The 22,272-nt window shown below is 35.9% G+C and carries 21 protein-coding genes and 3 tRNA genes; 20 read left to right on the forward strand and 4 right to left on the reverse strand.

Features of this window, described 5'->3' with window-relative positions:
• Positions 1-23 precede the first annotated feature (23 nt).
• Entirely contained in the window at positions 24-1,394 is a 1,371-nt protein-coding gene (locus tag CCZ01_RS00525; RefSeq protein WP_181566255.1) for a tetratricopeptide repeat protein, read from the reverse strand.
• 67 nt (positions 1,395-1,461) lie between these two features.
• Positions 1,462-2,502, reverse strand: a complete 1,041-nt coding sequence (locus CCZ01_RS00530) for a bifunctional 3,4-dihydroxy-2-butanone 4-phosphate synthase/GTP cyclohydrolase II (RefSeq protein WP_112051276.1) — start codon at positions 2,500-2,502, stop codon at positions 1,462-1,464.
• A gap of 125 nt (positions 2,503-2,627) precedes the next feature.
• Here CCZ01_RS00530 and CCZ01_RS00535 point away from each other — a divergent pair.
• The 3 genes from CCZ01_RS00535 (at position 2,628) to CCZ01_RS00545 (ending at position 2,967) form a co-directional block, all read left to right on the forward strand.
• A tRNA-Gln gene (locus CCZ01_RS00535) sits at positions 2,628-2,703 on the forward strand.
• A gap of 46 nt (positions 2,704-2,749) precedes the next feature.
• Positions 2,750-2,825, forward strand: a tRNA-Met gene (locus CCZ01_RS00540).
• A gap of 67 nt (positions 2,826-2,892) precedes the next feature.
• A tRNA-Pro gene (locus CCZ01_RS00545) sits at positions 2,893-2,967 on the forward strand.
• Positions 2,968-3,167: 200 nt separating this feature from the next.
• On the opposite strand, the gene CCZ01_RS00550 is transcribed toward CCZ01_RS00545, so the two are convergent.
• On the reverse strand, positions 3,168-3,836 hold the full coding sequence (locus CCZ01_RS00550; RefSeq protein WP_458692846.1) for a DedA family protein: 669 nt from the start codon (positions 3,834-3,836) through the stop codon (positions 3,168-3,170).
• Between the two features lie 95 nt (positions 3,837-3,931).
• Between CCZ01_RS00550 and CCZ01_RS00555 the strand changes: the two genes are divergently transcribed.
• The 8 genes from CCZ01_RS00555 to CCZ01_RS00590 are packed head-to-tail and all read left to right on the forward strand — an operon-like array spanning position 3,932 to position 9,637.
• Complete coding sequence (locus CCZ01_RS00555; RefSeq protein WP_112051277.1) at positions 3,932-4,723, forward strand: OmpA/MotB family protein; 792 nt, start codon at positions 3,932-3,934, stop codon at positions 4,721-4,723.
• A 9-nt stretch (positions 4,724-4,732) separates the two neighbouring features.
• A complete protein-coding gene (locus CCZ01_RS00560; RefSeq protein WP_112051278.1) occupies positions 4,733-5,362 on the forward strand; it encodes a carbonic anhydrase in 630 nt (209 codons plus the stop codon).
• Positions 5,363-5,374: 12 nt separating this feature from the next.
• Positions 5,375-6,178, forward strand: a complete 804-nt coding sequence (kdsA, locus tag CCZ01_RS00565) for a 3-deoxy-8-phosphooctulonate synthase (protein ID WP_112051279.1) — start codon at positions 5,375-5,377, stop codon at positions 6,176-6,178.
• A 13-nt stretch (positions 6,179-6,191) separates the two neighbouring features.
• On the forward strand, positions 6,192-6,662 hold the full coding sequence (ribH, locus tag CCZ01_RS00570; protein ID WP_112051280.1) for a 6,7-dimethyl-8-ribityllumazine synthase: 471 nt from the start codon (positions 6,192-6,194) through the stop codon (positions 6,660-6,662).
• Entirely contained in the window at positions 6,663-7,088 is a 426-nt protein-coding gene (nusB, locus tag CCZ01_RS00575; RefSeq protein WP_112051281.1) for a transcription antitermination factor NusB, read from the forward strand.
• Entirely contained in the window at positions 7,088-7,789 is a 702-nt protein-coding gene (pyrF, locus tag CCZ01_RS00580; protein WP_112051282.1) for an orotidine-5'-phosphate decarboxylase, read from the forward strand. The genes nusB and pyrF overlap by 1 nt, the downstream gene beginning before the upstream one ends.
• Before the next feature lie 55 nt (positions 7,790-7,844).
• Positions 7,845-8,819 (forward strand): magnesium/cobalt transporter CorA, encoded by a 975-nt coding sequence (gene corA / locus CCZ01_RS00585; RefSeq protein ID WP_112051283.1) that lies wholly within the window; start codon positions 7,845-7,847, stop codon positions 8,817-8,819.
• Between the two features lie 32 nt (positions 8,820-8,851).
• Complete coding sequence (locus CCZ01_RS00590; RefSeq protein ID WP_112051284.1) at positions 8,852-9,637, forward strand: methyltransferase family protein; 786 nt, start codon at positions 8,852-8,854, stop codon at positions 9,635-9,637.
• Between the two features lie 53 nt (positions 9,638-9,690).
• On the opposite strand, the gene CCZ01_RS00595 is transcribed toward CCZ01_RS00590, so the two are convergent.
• The gene (locus CCZ01_RS00595) at positions 9,691-10,254 is read right to left on the reverse strand and encodes a YceI family protein (protein WP_112051285.1); all 564 of its coding nucleotides are present in this window, start codon (positions 10,252-10,254) and stop codon (positions 9,691-9,693) included.
• Positions 10,255-10,435: 181 nt separating this feature from the next.
• On the opposite strand from CCZ01_RS00595, the gene CCZ01_RS00600 reads away from it, so the two are divergent.
• The 9 genes from CCZ01_RS00600 to CCZ01_RS00640 are packed head-to-tail and all read left to right on the forward strand — an operon-like array spanning position 10,436 to position 22,163.
• Positions 10,436-11,152 (forward strand): YebC/PmpR family DNA-binding transcriptional regulator, encoded by a 717-nt coding sequence (locus tag CCZ01_RS00600; RefSeq protein ID WP_112051286.1) that lies wholly within the window; start codon positions 10,436-10,438, stop codon positions 11,150-11,152.
• A gap of 19 nt (positions 11,153-11,171) precedes the next feature.
• A complete protein-coding gene (locus CCZ01_RS00605; protein ID WP_112051287.1) occupies positions 11,172-12,392 on the forward strand; it encodes a PLP-dependent transferase in 1,221 nt (406 codons plus the stop codon).
• Positions 12,393-12,422: 30 nt separating this feature from the next.
• A complete protein-coding gene (locus CCZ01_RS00610; protein WP_112051288.1) occupies positions 12,423-14,447 on the forward strand; it encodes a methyl-accepting chemotaxis protein in 2,025 nt (674 codons plus the stop codon).
• A 4-nt stretch (positions 14,448-14,451) separates the two neighbouring features.
• Positions 14,452-15,051, forward strand: a complete 600-nt coding sequence (gene yedF, locus CCZ01_RS00615) for a sulfurtransferase-like selenium metabolism protein YedF (protein ID WP_112051289.1) — start codon at positions 14,452-14,454, stop codon at positions 15,049-15,051.
• Between the two features lie 11 nt (positions 15,052-15,062).
• Positions 15,063-16,475, forward strand: coding sequence for a COG3400 family protein (locus CCZ01_RS00620; protein ID WP_112051290.1), 1,413 nt, complete (start codon positions 15,063-15,065; stop codon positions 16,473-16,475).
• Positions 16,476-16,482: 7 nt separating this feature from the next.
• The gene (gene aroB / locus CCZ01_RS00625; RefSeq protein WP_112051291.1) at positions 16,483-17,529 is read left to right on the forward strand and encodes a 3-dehydroquinate synthase; all 1,047 of its coding nucleotides are present in this window, start codon (positions 16,483-16,485) and stop codon (positions 17,527-17,529) included.
• Complete coding sequence (locus CCZ01_RS00630) at positions 17,517-19,217, forward strand: mechanosensitive ion channel family protein (protein WP_258436172.1); 1,701 nt, start codon at positions 17,517-17,519, stop codon at positions 19,215-19,217. Before aroB ends, CCZ01_RS00630 begins: the two co-directional genes overlap by 13 nt.
• Positions 19,211-20,476 carry a tRNA (N(6)-L-threonylcarbamoyladenosine(37)-C(2))-methylthiotransferase MtaB gene (gene mtaB, locus CCZ01_RS00635; protein WP_112051292.1) on the forward strand — a complete coding sequence of 422 codons (1,266 nt, stop codon included), beginning with the start codon at positions 19,211-19,213 and terminating at the stop codon, positions 20,474-20,476. Before CCZ01_RS00630 ends, mtaB begins: the two co-directional genes overlap by 7 nt.
• Positions 20,463-22,163 carry an AAA family ATPase gene (locus CCZ01_RS00640; RefSeq protein WP_112051293.1) on the forward strand — a complete coding sequence of 567 codons (1,701 nt, stop codon included), beginning with the start codon at positions 20,463-20,465 and terminating at the stop codon, positions 22,161-22,163. The genes mtaB and CCZ01_RS00640 overlap by 14 nt, the downstream gene beginning before the upstream one ends.
• Positions 22,164-22,272: the final 109 nt, after the last annotated feature.

Genomic DNA, 22,272 nt, shown 5'->3' on the forward strand with positions numbered 1-22,272 from the left:
CTCCAAGCACTATCCTTACCGTTTTATTTATTCAAGCCGAAGATTGTATTGTCTGTACGATGCTGTTTGATTGGAATGGGTTCATACCATTGTTGGTCATTAACATGCTCTTCGATATGCAATTTAACTTTTTCTAAAATTGGATCATTGTGCACACTTAAAAGTTGCATGGTATAGCCATGAGCTTTTTTGTAGCGTCCTTCGCAAATATTGCCTAAACAGTGATTATAACAAAGAGCAATCCCTACACCACTAATATCAACAATATTTGCCCCCAATATTAATGTATTATAATTTGCTTGAGGTGTTCCCCACCCTTCTCCATAAATTTCTTCAAGATGTTCTGCTGGATTATCTGGAATGTAGAATGTTTCTCCTACGTATTCTATGGTGGAGCGCCCAAATTTTTTATTACGCGTTAAAAAAGTTTTACCATTTTTATCTAATCCCCAATAAACATAACCATCATCTCTTGGTTGTATGAAGAAGAAGTCAATCCCTATCCCATACTTAATGTGTGCAACAGAGATATTCCATAATCCTTTGCTACCCATAATTTCTTCTTCACTATATGTACAGGTATAACCATAGGCTTTAAGGGCGTTGATAAGCTCTAAGCGCGGAGTGTTCCAAGGAAGCCCAAAGTCAATATCTTTATCATGAGGCAAGATATCGCCATCGCGATAAATCCCCAATAATGTTCCAGCTACTAAAATGAAAGGAATTTTTAGAGAATCCAAAGCTCTTTTGATGTCTAATAATGCTTCTTTTGCTAAAGAAACCTCCATAAAAGGTTCCGGTGGTTTAGAATTTGAAATTGGGTGTTTAATGAACTGATAAAACCCTTTCCTAAAAAGCTCAATTGCCGTCTTCATATCACCTAATTCAAGGTATATGAGTCCTGTGTTATTGTAAGAGGACGGACTTTTGCTAATCTTTAAAAGACGTTCAGAGATCTGTTTGGCCGTTTTGTAGGAATTCACCGAAAGTAGATATTGTAAGTAAACCACCATAACTTTTGGGTCATTTGGGTAGCTTTTGTATAATCTTTCACAAATTTTCTTTGCTTCATTGTAACGATATCTTTCAATCAAAATTTTTGCATATAATAAATTGATGCCTAGATTGTTTGGGTCTAATTCCAATGCTTTTGGAATATATTCTAAGGCATGGATACTATAGCCAAGATTCATATAAGCTTCGATTGTGCCAGAAAGTGCCATTACCATCTCGCTATCACTCTCTAAGGCTTTGAGAAATAAAGCCAGAGCCTCCTCGTTCTTTCCTTGTTGCAGATAGTCCAGTGCTTTATTAGCAATCACTCTTGCTTCTTGTTGATTTTTGGGAGGTTCACCCGCTAGATGGGTTGAATTGACTATTTCTAAAGATGCCACCAATGACTCCTTTAAAGTTGATACCATTTTTATAATTGTAGCTTATGTTTGTTTAAGTATAGCTTGTCTATGGGTTATCTTGTGTGTATTTTATGGGATTTAAACCAAATTCACAGAAGTTTACCCATTCATCTTCTTTATGATTTTCATCTGTAAATAAACTAAAATCAGTTATATTAAAGTAGCGAATAATTTGTGCCTTAATACCTGTGTTTTGAATTTTATTGCAAGAAGGTGACATTTGTAGAAAAACAAGTATGCCACCTGAATCTTTGAGTATTTTAATGGAGTGCATTAATTGTTCAAATTCAGCTTGGTTGCTTAATAGCTCTATATCAGAGTGTATATAATGAAATTTAAATAAAGATATCTGTTGTGATTTTTCTCCAAAAACAAGGGCAGTGTGGACTCTTGAAAAATAATCACAAAAATCAAATCTTTTACAAGGTGTTCCTAAAAAAAAGCTTGTTGTTTGTGAAGTGCATTCTAAAAGTTGCTCGAATCGAAGGCGATAGGTGATTAAATCGGAGACATAGAGGGTTTTTAGCTGATATTCTTTAGCAAATTCTAATAAAAATTTATCACCTCTTCTCGCCATACTACCGTCTTTCTTCATAATCTCACAAATTACACTTATTTGTTTCAAACCCGCTAATGCACAAATATCAATACTTGCCTCTGTGTGTCCATCGCGAACAAGTACACCATTTTTTTTAGCAATAAGAGGAAAAATATGTCCTGGCTTTACAAAATCATCGGATGTTGCATGAGGATTACACATTAAACGAATGGTCAGATCGCGTTCAAATGCAGAAATGCCTGTTTTTGCTTCCTTCGCATCAATGGATACTGTAAAAGCCGTATTGTGGTTAGAATTATTTTTCTTTACCATTGGTTTTAACCCAAGTTGACTGGCAATATCTTGCGTGATAGAGACACAGATTAATCCCCTTGCTTCCTGTGCCATAAAATTAATTTTTTCGGCAGTGCTAAATTCTGCGGCAAAGACAAGATCGCCTTCATTTTCACGATTTTCATTATCCATAATAATAATCATCTCTCCATTTTTGATTGCCTCAATAGCCTCTTTGACTCTTTGGAATGGCATTTTTAAACTCCTATAAAAATTTTTTGGAATTATATCAGAAATACTTGACAAAGAACTTGAAATGAGATATAATTTCTCCTTCCTTAAGAAGTAAAGACTCCATTTTAGGGAATAACAGGTATTATTGGGGTATCGCCAAGTGGTAAGGCAGCAGGTTTTGGTCCTGCCATCTCGGAGGTTCGAATCCTTCTACCCCAGCCATTATTTTTTGAAACTATATTTCTTATTTCTATGGATTTATTTTTGTTGCGGAGTGGTAGCAGTGGTAGCTCGCAGGGCTCATAACCCTGAGGTCGTTGGTTCAAATCCTTCCTCCGCATCCAATTCTACTTTCAATCCCGAATTAATTTTTTAGAATGTATCGCTGTGAGTGGGTTTTGAAAATTTTGACGGAGTATAGCGCAGCCTGGCTAGCGCACACCCTTGGGGTGGGTGAGGTCGTGGGTTCAAATCCCGCTACTCCGATTCTTGCAGACAAGATTAGTTTGTGTAATTGATGAATTCTAAAAATGTTGTTTTTGCGTTAGCTTACTGCTAAAATTCATATTCCGTATTTTTATTACTAAATCTTTGGAAGAGAGTGGAATAGGGGCTTGAGAAGTTTTTGTAGATTAAAATGAGTAGAGTCTATTAATTTTTTTATGCAAATATTCAAAATGGCTAGATTATTTTGTTTTGCGGTGAAATAAAATATAAAGTCCAAGTACCAACACAACAACGCCTAATGAAATACCCATTAACCAATATACATAAGATTTTAATTCTAATTCCTTTGGTGTGAGTTTGTGTGATGGGCTACTGAATGTTTCAATAATTTCAGTAAAACCTAAACCACTATCAGTGATTCCACCAATATAATAACCAAAAATTGCAAGAATGCTTACCCAAATTCCAGCACCTAAAGAAGTATAGAGGCAAAATGAAGCAAGATTCATCTTTCCAGCTCCTGCAGGAAGTGAAATGTATTGTCGCACAACGGGTATTAATCTACCACTAAATGTGGAGATGGGACCATAAACTTCAAAAAATCGTTCCATTTTTACCATTGTTTCTTCTTTGAATCCTACGAATCGTCCATATTTAAGGAGAATTTCACGTCCAACATATAGAGCGAGATAATAATTCAATAATGATCCAGCAAGGCTACCTAAAATACCGCTAATAATAACTAAAAATAAATTCATTTCTCCCTTAAATGCAAGGTAACCAGCAGGAATCATTGCAATTTCACTAGGAAAAGGCACGAAGCTACTTTCCAAAAACATCATTCCAAAAATACCAAAATAACCTAAATGACCAATAAAATCCACTACACCTAAAATAAAATCTTGCAAGAAATCTCCTGAAAGTCTATAAAATTTGCTAGAATTATAGTAGAATATAGATATGAATAGCTTGAAATTTTTTGGTTATTGTAAGGAAAATTAAGATGGCGAAAAAGTGTAAACCTTGTGAATGCCCTGAAGGTGTGCCATTATGGCTTGGGACTTTTGGAGATTTGATGAGCCTCCTTTTAACATTCTTTATCCTTTTACTTTCTATGGCTGTGTTTGTAACAGAGAGGGTAGATAAGGCTATTGGTTCTGTGCAGGGGGCATTGGGTGTTTTAGAATTAGGACGCAATAGTGAGATTACGCCACCAAAGGACATTATTGCTTTACCGATTGAACAGAATGTAGATTCTCCTACAGCACTGAATACCTTTGCAAGTATGATCACTGAGTTTAGTGAGATGACAAAGCTTTCAGAAGGGCCAGCGGTGCGAATGGAAGAATCCGAAGACGGTTTTATTATCCGTATTGCAAATGATGTTTTGTTTGAGCAGGGGAAGGCAGAAATTACCAGCACAAATGGTAAGCTATTTTTGGAACGTTTAGCGATAGAGATTAAAAAGCTTGGCTTGACTTATCAGGTTAAGGTTGTGGGAAATAGTGATAATGATCCAGAGGATCGTGGTACTTATCGTGATAATTGGGAAATTTCTGTGGCGAGGGGTGTTCATGTTGCACAAATTTTTGTTGGGCATGGCGTTTCAGAACAGATTCTTTCAGCTGGTGGAAATGGTGAATTTGACCCTATTGCAAGCAACCAAACCTATGAAGGTAGAATGATGAATCGGCGAACTGATTTATATTTCTTTGCTGTCAATGAGAATCGTGATGAATTTAAGAGTAAAGTGGGGCAGACGATGGGAGCAGAGAGTATTCAAGATGTGCAATAAGGTTTATGTATGCTAGAGAATTTGTCTAGTGGAGCTGTGCGGTTTAAGGAAGAGATTTTTGAAGAGCATAAGGAGTTATTTGGTGAATTAAGCAAGGGGCAACAACCGCATACACTTTTTATTGGTTGCTCTGATTCGCGCGTTGTTCCTAACTTAATTACCCATACAAAGCCCGGTGAGCTTTTTACGATTCGCAACATTGCAAATGTTGTTCCACCTTATCGCGAGGCAAATGAATTTTTGGCGACAACTTCGGCGATTGAATATGCCCTGCAGATTCTAAGAGTAAAGAATATTATTGTATGTGGGCATTCAAATTGTGGTGGTTGTTCTGCCTTGTATGCACCTAAGGAAAGTTTTGAAAAAGTGCCAAACGTATTTCATTGGTTAGAATTGCTTAGTAGCGTAAAAAAGCAGATTTTAAAGATTAATCCTCCAAGTGAGGCGATGCGACTTTGGATGACGGAGCAACTTAATGTAAAGCAGCAGCTTAATAATCTCTTAACTTACCCTGGCGTAAAGGAACGTTTAAAAAAAGGTGAATTGAATTTGCAGGGGTGGTATTACATTATCCAGAGTGGGGAGATTTTTTGTTATGATTTGGAAAATCAGGCATTTTTGCCTTTAAATCATCAATAGGAGTTATAGGATATGATATTAATTGCTGGACCTTGTGTGATTGAAAATAAAGATATTCTTTTTGAAGTGGCGGAATCTCTTTCCCCTCTTGCTTCTCACCAAGACATTGAATTTTACTTTAAATCGAGTTTTGATAAGGCAAATCGTACGAGCCTTGAGAGTTATCGCGGTCCCGGGCTTGAAAAAGGTTTGGAGCTTTTAGCGGAAGTGAAGAAACACTTTGGCTATAAGATTTTGACTGATGTCCATGAATGCTATCAGGTTAAACCGGCAGCTGAAATTGCAGATGTTCTTCAAATACCAGCCTTCTTGTGTCGTCAGACGGATTTGATTGTTGAGGTGGCAAAGAGTGGTGTGATTGTTAATATCAAAAAAGGGCAATTTATGAATCCTGCAGATATGGAATACAGCACCCTTAAAGCACTCAAAACAAAGAAACCTTCTTTGCAGGTTCCTGTTTTTGAAGATTCTAAACATCTTGGGGTTTGGTTGACTGAACGTGGAAGTAGTTTTGGGTATGGTAATTTGGTGGTAGATATGCGTTCTTTGCTGATTATGCGTGAATTTGCACCAGTCATTTTTGATGCTACACATTCCGTGCAAATGCCTGGAGCTGCAAAAGGGAAGAGCGGGGGAAATTCTAATTTTGTTGCACCATTGAGCCGAGCAGCTGTAGCTATCGGAGTGGATGGATTCTTTATGGAAACGCATCCGCGTCCGTCTGAAGCATTGAGTGATGGTGCAAATATGATTACCCCACAAGATTTACAAGAATTAGTTGAAACATTACTTAAAGTTCAGCGTTCACTTCACTAGATAAGGAGAATAGATGAAAAAGATTGAAGGACGTTTATATCTGAATGGAGATGAAAAAATCGCCATTATTGCGAGTCGATTTAATCATTTAGTGGTGGATAAATTAGTCGAGGGTGCGAGAGATGCCTTTGTTCGGCATGGAGGTGATGATGATAGCTTGGATTTGATTTTAGTTCCAGGTGCTTTTGAACTTCCGTTTGTGTTAGAAAGGCTTTTGGGGCAGGGGAATTATGAAGGTGTTTGTTGCTTGGGTGCGGTCATTCGTGGTTCTACTCCTCATTTTGATTATGTGAGTGCAGAGGCAACAAAAGGTATTGCAAATACAACTTTAAAGTATGGTTCGGCCGTTAGTTTTGGAGTTTTGACAACAGATAGCATTGAACAGGCCATTGAGAGGGCAGGAACAAAAGCAGGAAATAAGGGTTTTGAAGCAATGTGTTCTTTGATTGAGTTGATTGATTTGTATCGTCATATTGGGGCATAAATGGCAACGCGTACTCAGGCTAGGGAGGCTGTTGTCGCTCTTTTATATGCGTATCATACTGGAAATCAGGAGATTAGAAAATTTGCGGTTGAGATTCTTGAGGAAAGGCATATTAAAAACCGACAACAACAATTTGCACTTTCTTTGTTTGATGGGACATTACAAAACTTAGAACAAATTGATAAGGTGATTAAGCAAGCTTTAAAGGAGTGGGATTTTAATAAATTGGGTGAAATGGAACGTGCTATATTGCGTTTGGGTACTTTTGAGATTCTTTATTCAGAGACAGATAGAGCGGTGATTATCAATGAGGCGGTGGAGCTTTCTAAAGTTTTTGGTGGAGAGAATGCACCACGTTTTATTAATGGCGTACTTGATGGAATTCCCAAACAAGAGTACAAAGAATCATCAAGGAGGGAAGAATAGTGAGGTTGTGCATTGCTTTAGATTTACCAAGCAGACAGGAGAATATTACTTTAGTCCAGGAAGCAAAGGGGTTTGAGGAAGTATGGCTCAAAGTTGGCTTAAGGAGTTTTATCCGTGATGGAATTCCATTTTTGCAAGAGATTAAGCAAATTGATTCTTCTTTTCGAATTTTTTTAGATTTGAAGCTCTATGATATTCCTAACACAATGGCAGATGCGGCGTATGAGGTTGCTTGTTTGGATATTGTAGATATGTTGAGTGTACATAGCAGTAGCGGTGCGTTGGGTATGAATGCGGTAATGGATCGTTTAAAGCCATTATCAAGACGGCCATTAATTTTTGCAATTTCTGTTTTAACTAGTTTTGATGAAGCAGAGTTTGCAACGATTTATGGGCAAGGTGGCATTTCGTCGAGAGTGGAAGAAATGGCAAGACTTGCAGCTTTAAGTGGTGTTGATGGTATGGTATGTTCTGTTTTTGAATCTTTGAAAATCAAAACTCAGATTGACTCTTCCTTTTTAACGCTAACGCCCGGCATTCGCCCTTTCAATGAAGGGATTGATGACCAAAAACGCGTGGGTTGTTTGGCGGATGCAAAAAATGCAAGGAGTGATTTTATTGTTGTTGGGCGTCCAATCTATAAAACACCAAATCCACGCCAAAAGATTGAACAGATTTTAAAAACAATAGAAAAGCTTTAGGAATTTTGAGTTATAATTTTATTATCCATTAATCTTAATTGACAAGGAGTTTGCGATGATGAATGTTTTTGTAAGACGCGAAGGGCTTGTTTTGCGCGAAACTTTTAGCGTAGCTTCTGCTCCCATCCAGCAAACTGAAACAGTATTGTGGATTGATCTTTTAAATCCTAGTGTTGCTGAAATTGCATATATTTCACAGCATTTTACATTAGATATTCCTAACAAGGAAGAAAGAGAGGAGATTGAGGAGAGTTCAAGATATTGGGAAGATAGTGAGAATATTACAATCAACACTTACTTTTTGATGGCACACTCTAAAGATGGTTGGGATATTTATCGTACTTTACAAAATGAAACTGTTACATTTTTATGTCACAAAAACATTCTTTTTACGATTCGCTATAAAGAATTTCGTACTTTTGATGAAATTCAGAATCGTGTTTTAGCGAGTCCAAAAAAGTTCCTTGATGGTTTTGATGTGTTGGGTAAGATTTTTGAATACCGCATTGAATTAGATGCGGATTTGTTAGAAAAAGCGGCGAAAGATATGCGTGATTTACGCAGTGGAGTCTTTGGCCAACGTTATCAATACGAAGAATTATTGGCAAGGTTGGCAGAATTGCAGGAATTTCATTTGCGCCTTAGGGATAGTTTATTTGATAAGCGACGTGCAATTATGTCTTTATTGAAAAGCCCTAAGGGTGATGCAGATTTGAAAAAAGATTTAACGATTGTTTCAAAGGATTTAAATTCTTTAGTGGAGTTTACAAATGTCAATATGAATGGGCTTGATAATATTCAAAATTTATTTTCAAGTCAGATCACGATTGAGCAAAATAAAATTATTAAATTCTTCACTGTTGTGACCGTTGCTTTTATGCCCCCAACACTTGTTGGTACGATTTATGGTATGAATTTTGAAAATATGCCAGAATTGAAATGGGAGTATGGATATTGGATTGCTTTGGTGACAATGCTTATTTCTATTGCTGCACCCTTACTGTATTTCAAAGCAAAAAAATGGCTGTAATTCATACTTTATAAATTTAAAAAGGATTCAAAATGTTACATGATCGTTTGGTTGAGGAGGGAAATTTTTGTTTTCGTTATAGAAGCTATATTCCTTTGTGTCTTGTCCCGATTTTTATTTTAACAATGCTACTTTTTGGGCAGGATTTATTGATTGGTGATTCACCTGCAGAATGGAAGTGGGTTGCGGATTCTGATGGATTACAATATAACCATTTTTTGATTATTATCGCAATAATTGTGGGATTCTTAGGTGAGGCGATTCGTATTTATGTCGCAGGATATGTTGCCAAAGATACTTCCGGGCGAAACACTAAAGCACAGAGGGCTGCTTCATTGAATACGACAGGTGCTTATAGTCTTTGTCGTAATCCATTGTATTTAGGAAATTTTTTGATGATGTTATCACCCTTAATATTACTTGGGAATATATTTTTATTGATTGTGTTTACATTGTTATTTTGGCTTTATTATGAACGTATCATTTTTGCAGAAGAAAAATTCCTATCTGAAAAATTTGGTGATGAGTATAAGGAGTGGACGCTGTATACGCCATGCTTTATCCCCTCATTTCAGAGGTATCGTAAGCCTGATTTGGAGTTTTCTCTTAAGACGGTCATAAGAAAGGAATTTAATTCTATATTTGGTTTGGTTTCTTCATTATTTTTTGTTTCGTATATTATTGAAATGTATGCTAAAAAGGCGTTTTTATTAATACCTAATATGGAGATTACATGGCTTTTTTGTTTTTCTCTTATTGCTTATATTATTATCAGGATTCTTGTAAAAAAGACACAAATTTTTGAAGGGGCAAGGTAGCCTAAGACAAATTGACACCAAGTTGTATAATTGTCTTAGGGATTAGGAGTAGGCTATTTTTTGATGGGAATTTCTACAGAAATAGTTGCTTCACTCCAAGTCTTTCCTTCGTGCAATTCTTTGCAAGATTCGTGCAATTTTGCTAGAGCTGAATTGAGTGCAAAATCATTGAAATCTACTACGCCTTGTGCATAGAATTTATCTTTCTTAACTTCATAAGGCAACCAAGCTGGTATACTCTTACCGTTCATTGTGATTGTTGCCTCTAATCTCCCCTTATTCTTATTTTTTGCATCAGCTGTGATTTTGTCAATAACAACAACAATCTCGGGAGATTTGAATTGTTGAAAGAAATTTTCTTTCACAGTCTGATTTTTTGTTTCATCAGCTAAATCAACGCTTAATCCATTAATTGTAGCTTTTGCACCTTTTAGACCTTCAATAGAAGTAGGCACTTTACCAAAATCATATTTAATATCACCAAAAGTTCCAGAGACAGGAGTTTTGTCATAAAACTTGTATGCTGTCCATGTCATTTTTGTTTTTGTGGTGTCCAAATTTGCACCCCAAGTTAGCGTTCCTAACGCAACTAAAGCAAGAAGACTTTTTCTTAACATTTATTATCCTTGTGTTGAGCTGAAATTTTATCGTCCGTGTTGTCTTAGTTATAGCACACACAATAAAATTAGTAAATGTTATCTAAAAAATACAAACAAGTCAATTTAATGTAAAAAATGGTTATTTTAGGTTATAATACGCCATATTAGCAGTGAAAAAAGAATCAATCAAAGGAAATGCATGGGTCGAGCATTTGAGTATCGTCGGGCTTCTAAAGAAAAGCGATGGGATAAGATGTCTAAGTTATTCCCAAAATTAGGTAAAATGATTACAATTGCGGCAAAAGAGGGTGGCGGTGATCCGGAAATGAATGCCAAACTTAGGAGTGCAATTGCGACAGCGAAGGCACAAAATATGCCAAAGGATAATATTGACGCAGCTATTAAACGTGCAAGTGGAAAAGATGGGGTTGTAATTAGTGAGATAAATTATGAGGCAAAAGCCCCACATGGTGCTTTGTTGTTTATTGAGTGTGCAACGGATAATCCGACAAGAACAGTGGCAAATATTAAAAGTTATTTAAATAAATTAGGTGGACAACTTTTGCAGAATGGATCGCTTGAATTTATGTTTTCCAGAAAAGCTGTTTTTGAAATTCCTAAGGCTACTGTTTCAGTAAATTTGGAAGAATTGGAGTTGGCATTGATTGATTTTGGATTGGAGGAAATGGATTCTAGTTCAGAGGATTTTCTTTATTTGTATGCCAATTATACTGATTTTGGGATGTTGTCTGAAGGATTAGAATCCATCAATGTTAGCTATTCTAAAGCGAATTTGCAACGCATTGCTAACAATCCCGTAGAATATACGCAAGAACAGTTGATGGAAATCGAAAGATTGCTTGACCGAATTGAAGATGATGATGATGTTCAGGCGGTTTATACCAATATTGCATAGTGATTGAGAGGTACTGTTAATGAAACATTATAAGAGTGAAACCAATTTGATTCACGCTGGTTGTGAATGTGCTGAGACAACGCAGATAAGGGGTGATCCATCTTATCAAATTACCTCATACCAAACGAAAGATATGAGTACTGCAACTAGTATTTTAGAGCAACGTATGTCTGTATTTGATGGAGGAGTGGGTGCCCTTGCTTTTGCGAACGGACAAGCTGCTATCCTTGCCACGATTCTTAGTGTTGCATCCGCAGGGGATGAGGTTATATCTTTAGATGGTCTTTGTAACCGTACGCATTATCTTTTTAAGCACACACTCAAGCAGTTTGGGATTAAGGTGCATTTTGCGGATTCTAGTAATATCTCTTCTGTCTCTGCCTTGCTGACTCCTCAAACAAAAGCAATTTATGCAGAGACGATTGGGAGATTAAAGTTGAATGTTACAGATATTGTTGCTTTGGGTGAAATTGCACATCGTGCACATTTACCTCTCATAATCGATAATACATTAATGCCTTTTGTATGTCAGCCATTGAAGCTTGGTGCAGATATTGTTGTATATTCTGCAACGGAGTTTTTAGGTGGGCATGGCAATAGTTCAGCTGGATTGGTTATTGATAGTGGGCAGTTTGACTGGATGTATCAGGAGAACGGGGAATATAAGTTTCCTCTTATTGTTGCAAGCAAGAATTGTTCTGAGTTGGATTCTGTGGGTTTATTAGTAGATTCTGCATTTATTATGAAAGCAAAGGCAACTTTATTGCGTGATTTTGGGGTTTGTCTTAGTCCCTTTAATGCTTTGTTGATATTGCAAGGTTTGGAGACATTGCACTTGCGCATGGAACGGCATATTGAAAATGCAAGAAAGGTTGTTGCATTTTTAAAAAATCACCCAAAAACACAAAGGGTTGTTTATCCTGGATTGCATTCTTCGCAAGAGGATATTCTTGCACAAGAAAATTTTAAGATTGGTGCTGGAAGTATTGTTGGCTTTGAACTTAAAGGTGATATTGGGAATGGAAAAAAGTTTATGGAATGCTTAAGTCTTTTTTCATGTTCAATGAATGTAGGGTGTGTGAAGTCTTCGGTTTGTTCTGTTGACACGATGTATACGGAACTGACTAATGAACAAAAAGAACAAATAGGCATAACCAAAAATTTTGTTTATTTAAGTATTGGTATTGAGCATATCGAGGATATTGTTGATGCTATTGATTCTGCCTTAAGAGATATTTGACCAAAATAATATTCAGAAAAAGGAGAAAATATGTTGAATAGATTCGTAGCTTTCTTTTCGGGTATAAAAATAAAGACAAAGATGAGGTTTTTAATACTCATTCCTCTTTGTTCTATCATTTTTCTGTCTTATTGGATAACTTCAGAGTACTACAAGGATGAAAAAAGTGCAGATTTATTGCAAGAAAGTGTGATTCTTTCTGTGCAGCTTTCTGCCGTTGTTCATGAGTTACAAAAAGAAAGAGGGGCATCTTCTGGATTTTTGGGGAGCAAGGGTGGTGAGTCCTTTAAGAACATTTTGACAAAACAACGTGTAGATACGCAGAAATCAATGGAATCTTTGGAGAATTTTTTAAAAAAATTTGATATATCCTTGCATCCCCGTTTGCAAAGTTCTTTGCAGGAATCTCTAACCCAATTAGCGAAAATTTCAGAAATTCGACAAAATGTGGATAGTCTGAATGTGAATATTAATCAGATTCTTGGTTATTATACAAGCACAATCGCAAAGATTATCGATACAATTTCTCAAGTTGCAAACGAAAGCACAAATAATCAAATTACAAAAGATTTGGTGGCTTATATTAATTTTCTCCTTTCTAAGGAAAATGCAGGACAGGAAAGAGCGGTGCTTTCTAATACTTTTGGTGCAAATCAATTTGCACCGGGTATTTATAACCGTTTTCTTGCATTGGTTGTTGCCCAAAATGCTTATTTGAGTAATTTTAGGGATTATGTCCAAAAAGATATTTTGGATATGTATGATAAAAAGAGTCAAGATAATAGTTTTGCGGAAGTAGAACGTATGCGTAAAATTGCTATGGACCGCTTTCTTGAAGGTAATTTTGGTGTAGAGGGGACATACTGGTTTACAACTATTACCAATAAAATTAATATCCTTAAGGAGGTAGAAGATCATATTGCTGAAAACTTATTGCAATCCGTAAGGGATATGTATGCACAAAGTAAATTTGCGTTTCAATTATTTGGTCTTTTAGCTGTTTTAGTTGTTTTATTTATTTTTGTTTTGGGTGTTGGGACTGTACGTGAAATTACGGGTAAGATTGACCGTATTGAATCTCAATTGTTAAACATTGCGGAGAGAAAAGATCTAAATCAGCAAATCTCTATTTATTCTAGTGATGAAATGGGTAATGTTGCAAAGGCTGTTAATGTGCTTTTGGAAAGTTTTAAAAAGGTATTGGCGAATGTTCAGCTGGGGAGTCGTCAAAATTCAAATATCTCTAGTGATATGTTTAAAATTGCAGAAGAGGCATTGAGTGTTACTAAACAAGGTAAAACTTTAAGCGAACAACTTGCAATTTTAGAGCATGATATGAAAGATTCTGTGTTGATGAATAATAAAATGGCACAGGATACAAAACAAAGAACATTGGAAGCCTCCGAAAACCTTGCAGGAATCATTCAACTAGTGAATCAGCTTTCTGAAATGGTAGAAGTAAATGCAAGTGTGCAAGAAAGTGTTTTAACGAATGTTAAACAGCTAGAATCTGATGCAATGAATATTAAAGGGGTTTTAACGGTTATTGCTGATATTGCCGACCAAACGAATTTGCTTGCCTTAAATGCGGCGATTGAAGCTGCAAGGGCAGGGGAACATGGTAGAGGCTTCGCTGTTGTGAGTGATGAAGTAAGGAGTCTTGCAGAGAGGACACAAAAAAGCTTGAATGAAGTGAATATTATCATCAACACAATCTCACAAGCAATTACAGGTGTTAGCTCACAAATTGCAGATAGTTCAGAGAGTTTCTTTAATCTTGTTAGTGTTGCTAGAGATATGACTTCACACGCACATAATATTGCAGATTCTATGAATGAAGTTACAGGAATGAGTGATTGTGCATTACAATCTTCACAAAAATTACAAGCCCATTCTCAGAGTTTTTTGGAGGGAAATCAGCAAATTACAGATTGTTTGCAAAATATCGTTAAGGAAATGGAGAAAATTTTTGATATCTCTCAAGAATTAGATCAAAAAACTTTAGAAATTCAGCAACAATTAGCAGAATTCCATATTTCACAAAAGGAGGTTTAAATCTATGCTGGACAATGAATATTTTTTGGATGTTCAAGGGCTGGGTTGTCCAGAGCCTGTTGTTCGTGTAAAACGTGCTTTAGATGATATGAGTAATGGAACTTTATATGTTACTGCAAATTCATCAATTTCTAATGAGAATATTCTTAGGTTCGCTAAAAAGGCAGGGTATGAGGCAAGTAGTGAGGAAAAAGGTGATGGTTGTTATCATATCAAAATCATTAAAGATGAAAGTTATGTCGCATTAATCACAGGAAATTCGCTAAAAAATAATACAACGATTCTGGTTACAAATGATGTATTGGGTGAACGGAATACTTTAGGTGAGAAACTACTGCGGACTTTTTTGCGGACTTTGCTTGATACAGATAGAATACCAGATAAGATTATTTTTGTCAACCAAGGTGTTTTTTTGACAACAAAAGAGGAAAATAAAGACACAATAGAATGTCTATGTCTTTTAGAAGCAAAGGGTGTTGAGATTTATTCTTGCAGTACTTGCTTAGAGTTCTTTGGATTAACAGAACAGCTGAAAGTTGGTAAGGTAGGTAATGCTTTTGAAACAATGAATAGTCTTTTGCAAGAGGCTACTGTTGTATTTTAAGAGGGATTATCTTGCGAAAAATATTACTGATTGTGGATGGAGTTGTTGCACAAGACTTTTTGAAAAATTTGTTAAAACGTGGTGTTTTACATAATAGTTATATTGTTGTTTCCAAGGAAGAATGGGTGGGGAACTTTTTATGCATTGAAGACGAATTAGTTTTTCATCATTTTGATCCTACATCTGCTTCAAAATTAAATAGTCTTTTAAGCCGGGAGGTTTTAGATGCCTTTATTGTAATGAGTGACCAAGCTGAAGCAAAGGCGGTTTATTATATTTTAAGGCAGTATTCTCAAAGGATTGCAATTACTTTCTTAGGCGGAGAGCTTGATGTAGAAGATAAGAATCTTAATATTATTACTGAAAGTTCTTTAATTGCAACACATTTAATTGAGCGAGTACCCAACATTCCAATTATTGCAAAAGATATTGGGCTTGGAGGTGGAGAGATTATGGAAGTTAGTGTACCATTTGGTAGCTCTTTTGCGTATCGCTCTATCGGTTCTATTAGGCAAAAAAACTATAAAATTGTTGCCTTGTATCGTGATGGACGTATGATGTTTGCAAAATATTCCATCATCATTGAACCTAATGATGCTTTGTTGCTAGTTGGTGATCCAGGCGTTTTGCTAGAGGTGTATAAAAGCATTAAAGAAGAATTAGGACAATTTCCTTTTCCTTTTGGAAGAAATTTAATTCTTTATTGTGACTGCTTAAAGGATTCTAATGTCTTGTTTCATTCCATTGAAGAATCTTTATATTTATTGAAGCATTCTAAGGCAAAGAAACTTTATATTCAAGTTCTTAATCCAACTTATCCTGAATTGTTGCATTCACTTCGCAAGAAAGTGGAGGAAGAATCCCATGTTGAAATTACTATTAAGTATCGTAGGCAACCCTTTGTTGAAATTCTTAAAGAAGATTATGAGAGACTTGGCGGTGGGCTTGTTTTGTTTCGGGACCATTTCTTTATGCAACGACATGTCCGCAAGGTTTTACTTAATTTAAATATTCCACTTTTACGTTTAGGGTGTGGGAGATTGCAAGATTTTGTCAGTTCTGCTGTGCTGATTAGCCCAAAAATAAGGGAAAGTGAAAAGATTTCTTCGGTTGCTTTTGATATTTCTAATCAACTTAAATATTCATTAATTCTTTATGATTTTGCCCCTGATGATCATTATCATACGGAAGTGACTGAACACTATGAAAGTATGGCGCAAATTTTTGATGTAGGCTTAGAGGTAAAAACAACTTCTATGGATAATCCTATTGTTTGGTTAATTGAGAATCCAAATATCTTAGGTATATTTCCTTTTACAGAGGAAATGACAAAACGACGTTTAGGTCCTTTTAGTACAAACTTAGGTAAACTTAGTCTGGATTTTATTGCAACACATAAATTATTTATTCCTATTGGAAAATGAGGAGGAAATGGTGCAGCGGATTGATGTAGAATGTAAAAATGAATCTTATCCAATTTTTATTGGTGAGTTACCCCAAAAATTAGAATTTGAAGGAAGTGTTTTAGTTGTTACAAATAGCAAGGTTGCAGGGATTCATTTACGTACACTATTGCAGTGTATTTATGCGAAAGAATGTTTTGTGTGTGTATTAGAAGACGGCGAAGAATATAAAAATATTCAATCTGTGCAACGGATTTTAGAAACAGCTTTTATCCATAAATTAGACCGTCAGTCGACAATGATTGCATTTGGCGGCGGTGTAGTTGGTGATATTGTAGGTTTTGCAGCAGGAATTTTTATGCGTGGAATTTCATTTGTGCAAATTCCCACAACACTTCTTGCACAAGTTGATGCAAGTATTGGAGGAAAAACAGCGATTAACAATAAGTTTGGTAAGAATTTAATTGGACTTTTTCATCAACCAAAAGCCGTTTACGTGAATCCTTTTTTCTTAGGAACATTAAGCCATCGTGAAAAATCTTCGGGCATTGCGGAAATTATCAAAATGGCAGTGATGTTTGATAAAGATTTTTTTGAGTGGCTTAGTATGCAGAATTTGCAGGGATCAAGTTTGCTTGAAGCAATTATGCGTGCTATTTTAATTAAAAAAGAGGTCGTTGTGAAAGACGAATTAGAACGAGGTGTGCGCATGGCTTTGAATTATGGGCATACTTTTGGGCATGTGATTGAAAAAGAGACACAATATAAGCAATATTTGCATGGCGAGGCGGTAAGTATGGGTATGATAATGGCAAATCGCTTGGCAGTACAATTGGGGTATTTGAGTGTTGATGAGGAATTTCGTATCCAAAAAATACTAGAGAAGAATGATTTACCGATTTATTATAAAATTCCGAGCATGGAGAGTTTTTATCAATCACTTTTTTTGGATAAAAAAAATGAGAATCATCAGATTAGATTTATTCTTCCGCATAATATCGGTCGCTTTATTCCTTGCACTCACCTTTCAAAAGCAGAAATTATGCGGACATTGGAGGAGTTTTGCGACGATTAATTTTTGTTTTTGTGGTTTTATTTTTGGGAGCGATTTACCTTTATGCAGAGGAGCAGAATCTCTCTAAAGTGGGAGATATGGATGTGGCAGCTACTTTGCTTTCCCAAAATCAAATTCTTCTACAACTTAAAACTATCAATAGAAGCTTGAATCAACAGAATAATTTATGGATGAAAAAATATGCAAATTATAAGTCTTATTATGATGTAACTATGGAACTAGTCAGCACAAAAGAACGATTGGATGCTCTTAAAAAAATCATTAAACCGTCTATTCAGCAACAAAGTGAGCTTTCAATTTTGCAACGTCGTGAGGAAACCCTAACAAAACAAAAAATGCTTCTTGCTGAATATAGAGAATCTCCGTTTAAAGAATTAATGCAACCAGCAGAGGATACAACCGAAGTTCCACATATTACGAATCCAATTCTTATTTTACAAGGATTTTCATATATTAAGCAATTAAGGCAGGAATTAGATAGGTTGAGTAATAACTACAATAGTCTTGCTGTGCTTGTTGATGAGCTTGAGAAGAAAGAAAAACTTCTTAAGGCATTGGTTGATATGGGTGTTGACAAAAATATTTTAGGTAATAATCATACACTTGAAGAGGAGATTAGTCTCACAGAGCATGCCCTCACTGAATTAGAGACGGCATATAGTGTTTTTAATACAACCCTTGATTTGTATCGCAAAAAAGTAGAGGATTTAACGGCTGTTCTAACGGCAGATATTAAGAAGCAATTTATTCAGGGCGGGATTGTTGGGATTGTTATTCTTATCTCAATTTTTATTGCATTTTTGATGAAAATGGTTATCCGCAAATATATTCGTGATAATGAACGTATTTATACGATGAGTAAGTTAATCAATTTTGTGAATATTACCATTATTATCTTTATTTTACTATTTGCTTATTTAGAGAATGTAACCTATCTTGTAACTGTGCTCGGTTTTGCTTCAGCTGGTTTGGCAATTGCGATGAAAGATTTATTTATGTCTGTTTTGGGTTGGATTGTGATTGTGGCTGGAGGTTCAATTCATGTCGGCGATCGTATTCGTGTTGTGAAAGATGGTGCAACATTTATTGGCGATGTATTGGATATTTCGATGTTGCGTATTACAATTCATGAGGGTATTACTTTATTGACCTATTCAGAACATCGTCGTGCAGGACGCATTATTTTTATTCCCAATAATTATATTTTTACAACAATGATTGCAAATTATACGCATGGTAGTATGAAAACAGTTTGGGATGGAATTGATGTTACAATTACTTTTGATTCAAATCACAGAAAAATGGTGCAGATTTGCATGGATATTGCAAAGCATTACGCAAAAGGATATACAGATATTACGCGTAAGCAGCTCAATCTTTTAAGAGACCGTTATTCCTTGCGCAATACAAATGTAGAACCCAAAGTTTTTACCATGCTAGAATCCAATGGTATTCGTGTTTCTTTATGGTATCAGACAAATGCTTATGCTGCATTGCCATTGAGGAGTACAATCTCAGGCGAAATTATTGATGCAATTAATCGCGAGGAAGATATTACAATTGCTTATCCAACAACAACTGTCCATTCCTCAAATGGGGAAAAAGGAGATGGAAATATTCCTTCAATTCAAACCACTCCTACATATCAAACAGGTGCTAGTTCAACGCATTCAGGAGAATTATTGTGAGTGTCCAAAAAGTGTTTTTTAAAACATTTGGCTGTCGCACTAATGTTTTTGATACAGAAATTATGCGTTCTTGTCTGCGGGATTTTTCTGTTACACAGCAAGAAGAACAAGCAGATATTGTCGTTGTTAACTCTTGTACTGTAACTAATGGGGCTGATAGTAGCGTTAGGAGCTATATACGTCGTTTAAATGCGATAGGAAAGAAGGTTTATTTGAGTGGCTGTGGTGTGCATACGCAAGGTGAAAGACTTTATAATGATGGACTTGTTTTTGGTGTCTTTTCACATGCATTTAGAGAGAAAATTAATGATATTTTAATGCAAGAGCAACGCATTTTTGAATGCAAAGAAAATGAATTGGTTGACTCTAAGATTGTACCTGAGGTGATTGGAAAAAGTCGTGCTTTTATTAAGATTCAAGAGGGTTGCGATTTTTCTTGTAGTTATTGTATTATTCCCTCTGTGCGTGGGCGAGCACGTTCCCAATCAAAAGAGAAAATTTATGAACAAATTGCTTTACTTTGTGATATTGGATTTACAGAATTTGTCTTGACTGGTACAAATATGGGTAGCTACGGAAAGGGCTTGGGAGATATTTTTTCAGACTCACTTGCAACTCTTATTAAGAATATTTCTAAGATTCAAGGTGTCAGACGTATTCGTTTAGGTTCGCTAGAGCCGAGTCAAATTGATGCTGAATTTAAAGAGTTGTTGGGTGAACCCTTTATGGCTAAGCATTTACATATTGCCTTGCAACACACTGATGATGAGATGCTTAAAATAATGAATCGTAAAAATTATTTTATGCAAGATTTGGAGCTTTTTGAAGAAATTGCAGATAAAGGGTATGCGTTGGGGACGGATTACATTATTGCACATCCAGGTGAGAGTCAGGAACGTTTTGAGAAAGGGTTTAAACGTTTAGAGCAATTACCCTTGACGCATATTCACCCTTTTATTTATTCTAAGCGGGACAATACCGTATCTGCTAAGTTTATGCAAGAAACAAAGGGAGATGAAGCAAAACAGAGACTCAAACGTGTAAATGATTTGATTGCACAAAAGAATTATGCTTTTCGTAAGAATATTCAAAACCAAAAAATCCCCTTACAAATTTTGATTGAGAATTCTTCACAACAATGTTTAAGTGGACTTGACCAGTACTATAATCGTATGGTGTTAGAAAATGGTGTAATGGGTTTTTGGGTAGAACTCACAAATTATCAAGTGGAGGATAAAAATAATTATGGCAAGATCTAAAGGCAGGAATTTATTAATCGGTATTGTTACATTATTATTTGCTGTGTTTTTGATGAGTTATGTTTTGTATAAAGATCGTGCAAAGCTTGTCAGTGCTGAAGAAATGGTGAATCTTGTTGAGCAGAACCAAGCATCTTATGCATATTTGGAAGGGGGGTATCTTTATTTAAAAATAAATGATTCTTTCTATAAAGCACCACAAATCAGCCTACCTATCCGTGAGTTAACAATGCGTGTACCTTTGGAAATTCGTCCAGAGTATGATGGCTATTCTTTATTGTTTGATGTTGTCATTGTTTTATTTTTTATTTTTATAGGTATTGCATTTTATCGTTTTTTTAAAAAAGAACCTCCTATTAAAGAGAGGCATTATACAGAATCTAAGAAGCATCAGCCTTTTAATCGTGAAATTCTTACGCGTAGTTATGAGGATAGAGAAGGGCTTGATATGCGAATTTCTCAAACAATGTGTGATGTTACTTTTGCGGATGTTGCGGGCATCAAGGAGGTCAAGGAGGAGCTGGAGGAGATTATTGATTTTTTAAAAAATCCTCAAAAATATCATCAATTTGGTACGAAACTCCCCAAAGGTGTTTTGCTAATGGGGCCTCCTGGAGTCGGAAAAACCCTCATTGCAAAAGCAATGGCAGGAGAGGCAGGGATTCCTTTTTTTTACCAAAGTGGCTCAAGTTTTGCACAAATTTATGTGGGAATGGGTGCAAAACGTGTTCAAGATTTGTTTCGTCGTGCTAAGATGGCAGCTCCATCAATTATTTTTATTGATGAGATTGATGCAGTCGGAAAAGCGAGGGGTGGTGGCAGAAATGATGAAAGGGAGGCAACGCTTAATCAACTTCTCACGGAAATGGATGGTTTTGAGGATTCTAAGGGCGTGATTGTCGTGGGTGCAACCAATAAAATTGATGTACTTGACGAGGCATTGTTAAGGAGCGGACGTTTTGATAGGCGGATTTATGTGGAACTTCCTGACTTTTATGAACGTGTGAAAATCTTAGAAGTGCACTTAAAGAATAAACGTTATGAATTAGATTTAGAGGAAATTTCGCGTCTAAGCGTTGGTTTTAGTGGAGCGGCGTTAGCTTCTTTGGTGAATGAAGCGGCATTAAGGGCGATTAAGCGGAAAAGCCCCAAGATTACTATGGAGGATGTTCTTGCCTCAAAAGATAAGGTTGTTTTAGGTAAACGTAAACAACTGAGTGTGAGTGACGAAGAGAAAAAGATTCTAGCTACATATCAGGCGGCAAAAGCGTTAGCAGCGTATTGGATGGAGATGGAATTTGAGAAAATCTCTCTTATTAATGAGGGAATTAAGGAATTTGATAAAGAACTGTTGAGCCGTAGTGAGATTTTTAATAAAATTAAGATTTTACTTTCTGGCATTACTGCACTTGAGATTAATTACGGCGAGAGTTATTCAAACTGTGAAGAGGATTTAAATAAAGCGAAAGTTTTAGCATTAGAAATGGCAGAAAAATATGGCATGGGGGATAAAATTATTGGTGATAGCTATGATGCCTTACAGATTTTAGGGAATGCGAAAAATGAAATGAAGGAGTTTTTTGAAAGTTCTAAGGTAGCTTTAAAAAGTATTGAAGAACGTTTATTGGAACAAGAAAGACTTAGCAAGGAAGAGATTAGAAATATTTTGAAGAAAGTGATGTTCTAGCGGTTGTACAAATTTTTATGCAATTATATTTATATTTGTTAAAGTTTTTTTATGTTCGCTTAGAAGTAAAGTGACATTGTTGGATACCGACAACAGGGGGGTATGTATT

This window comes from Helicobacter monodelphidis (genome assembly GCF_003288845.1).
Lineage (GTDB): Bacteria > Campylobacterota > Campylobacteria > Campylobacterales > Helicobacteraceae > NHYN01.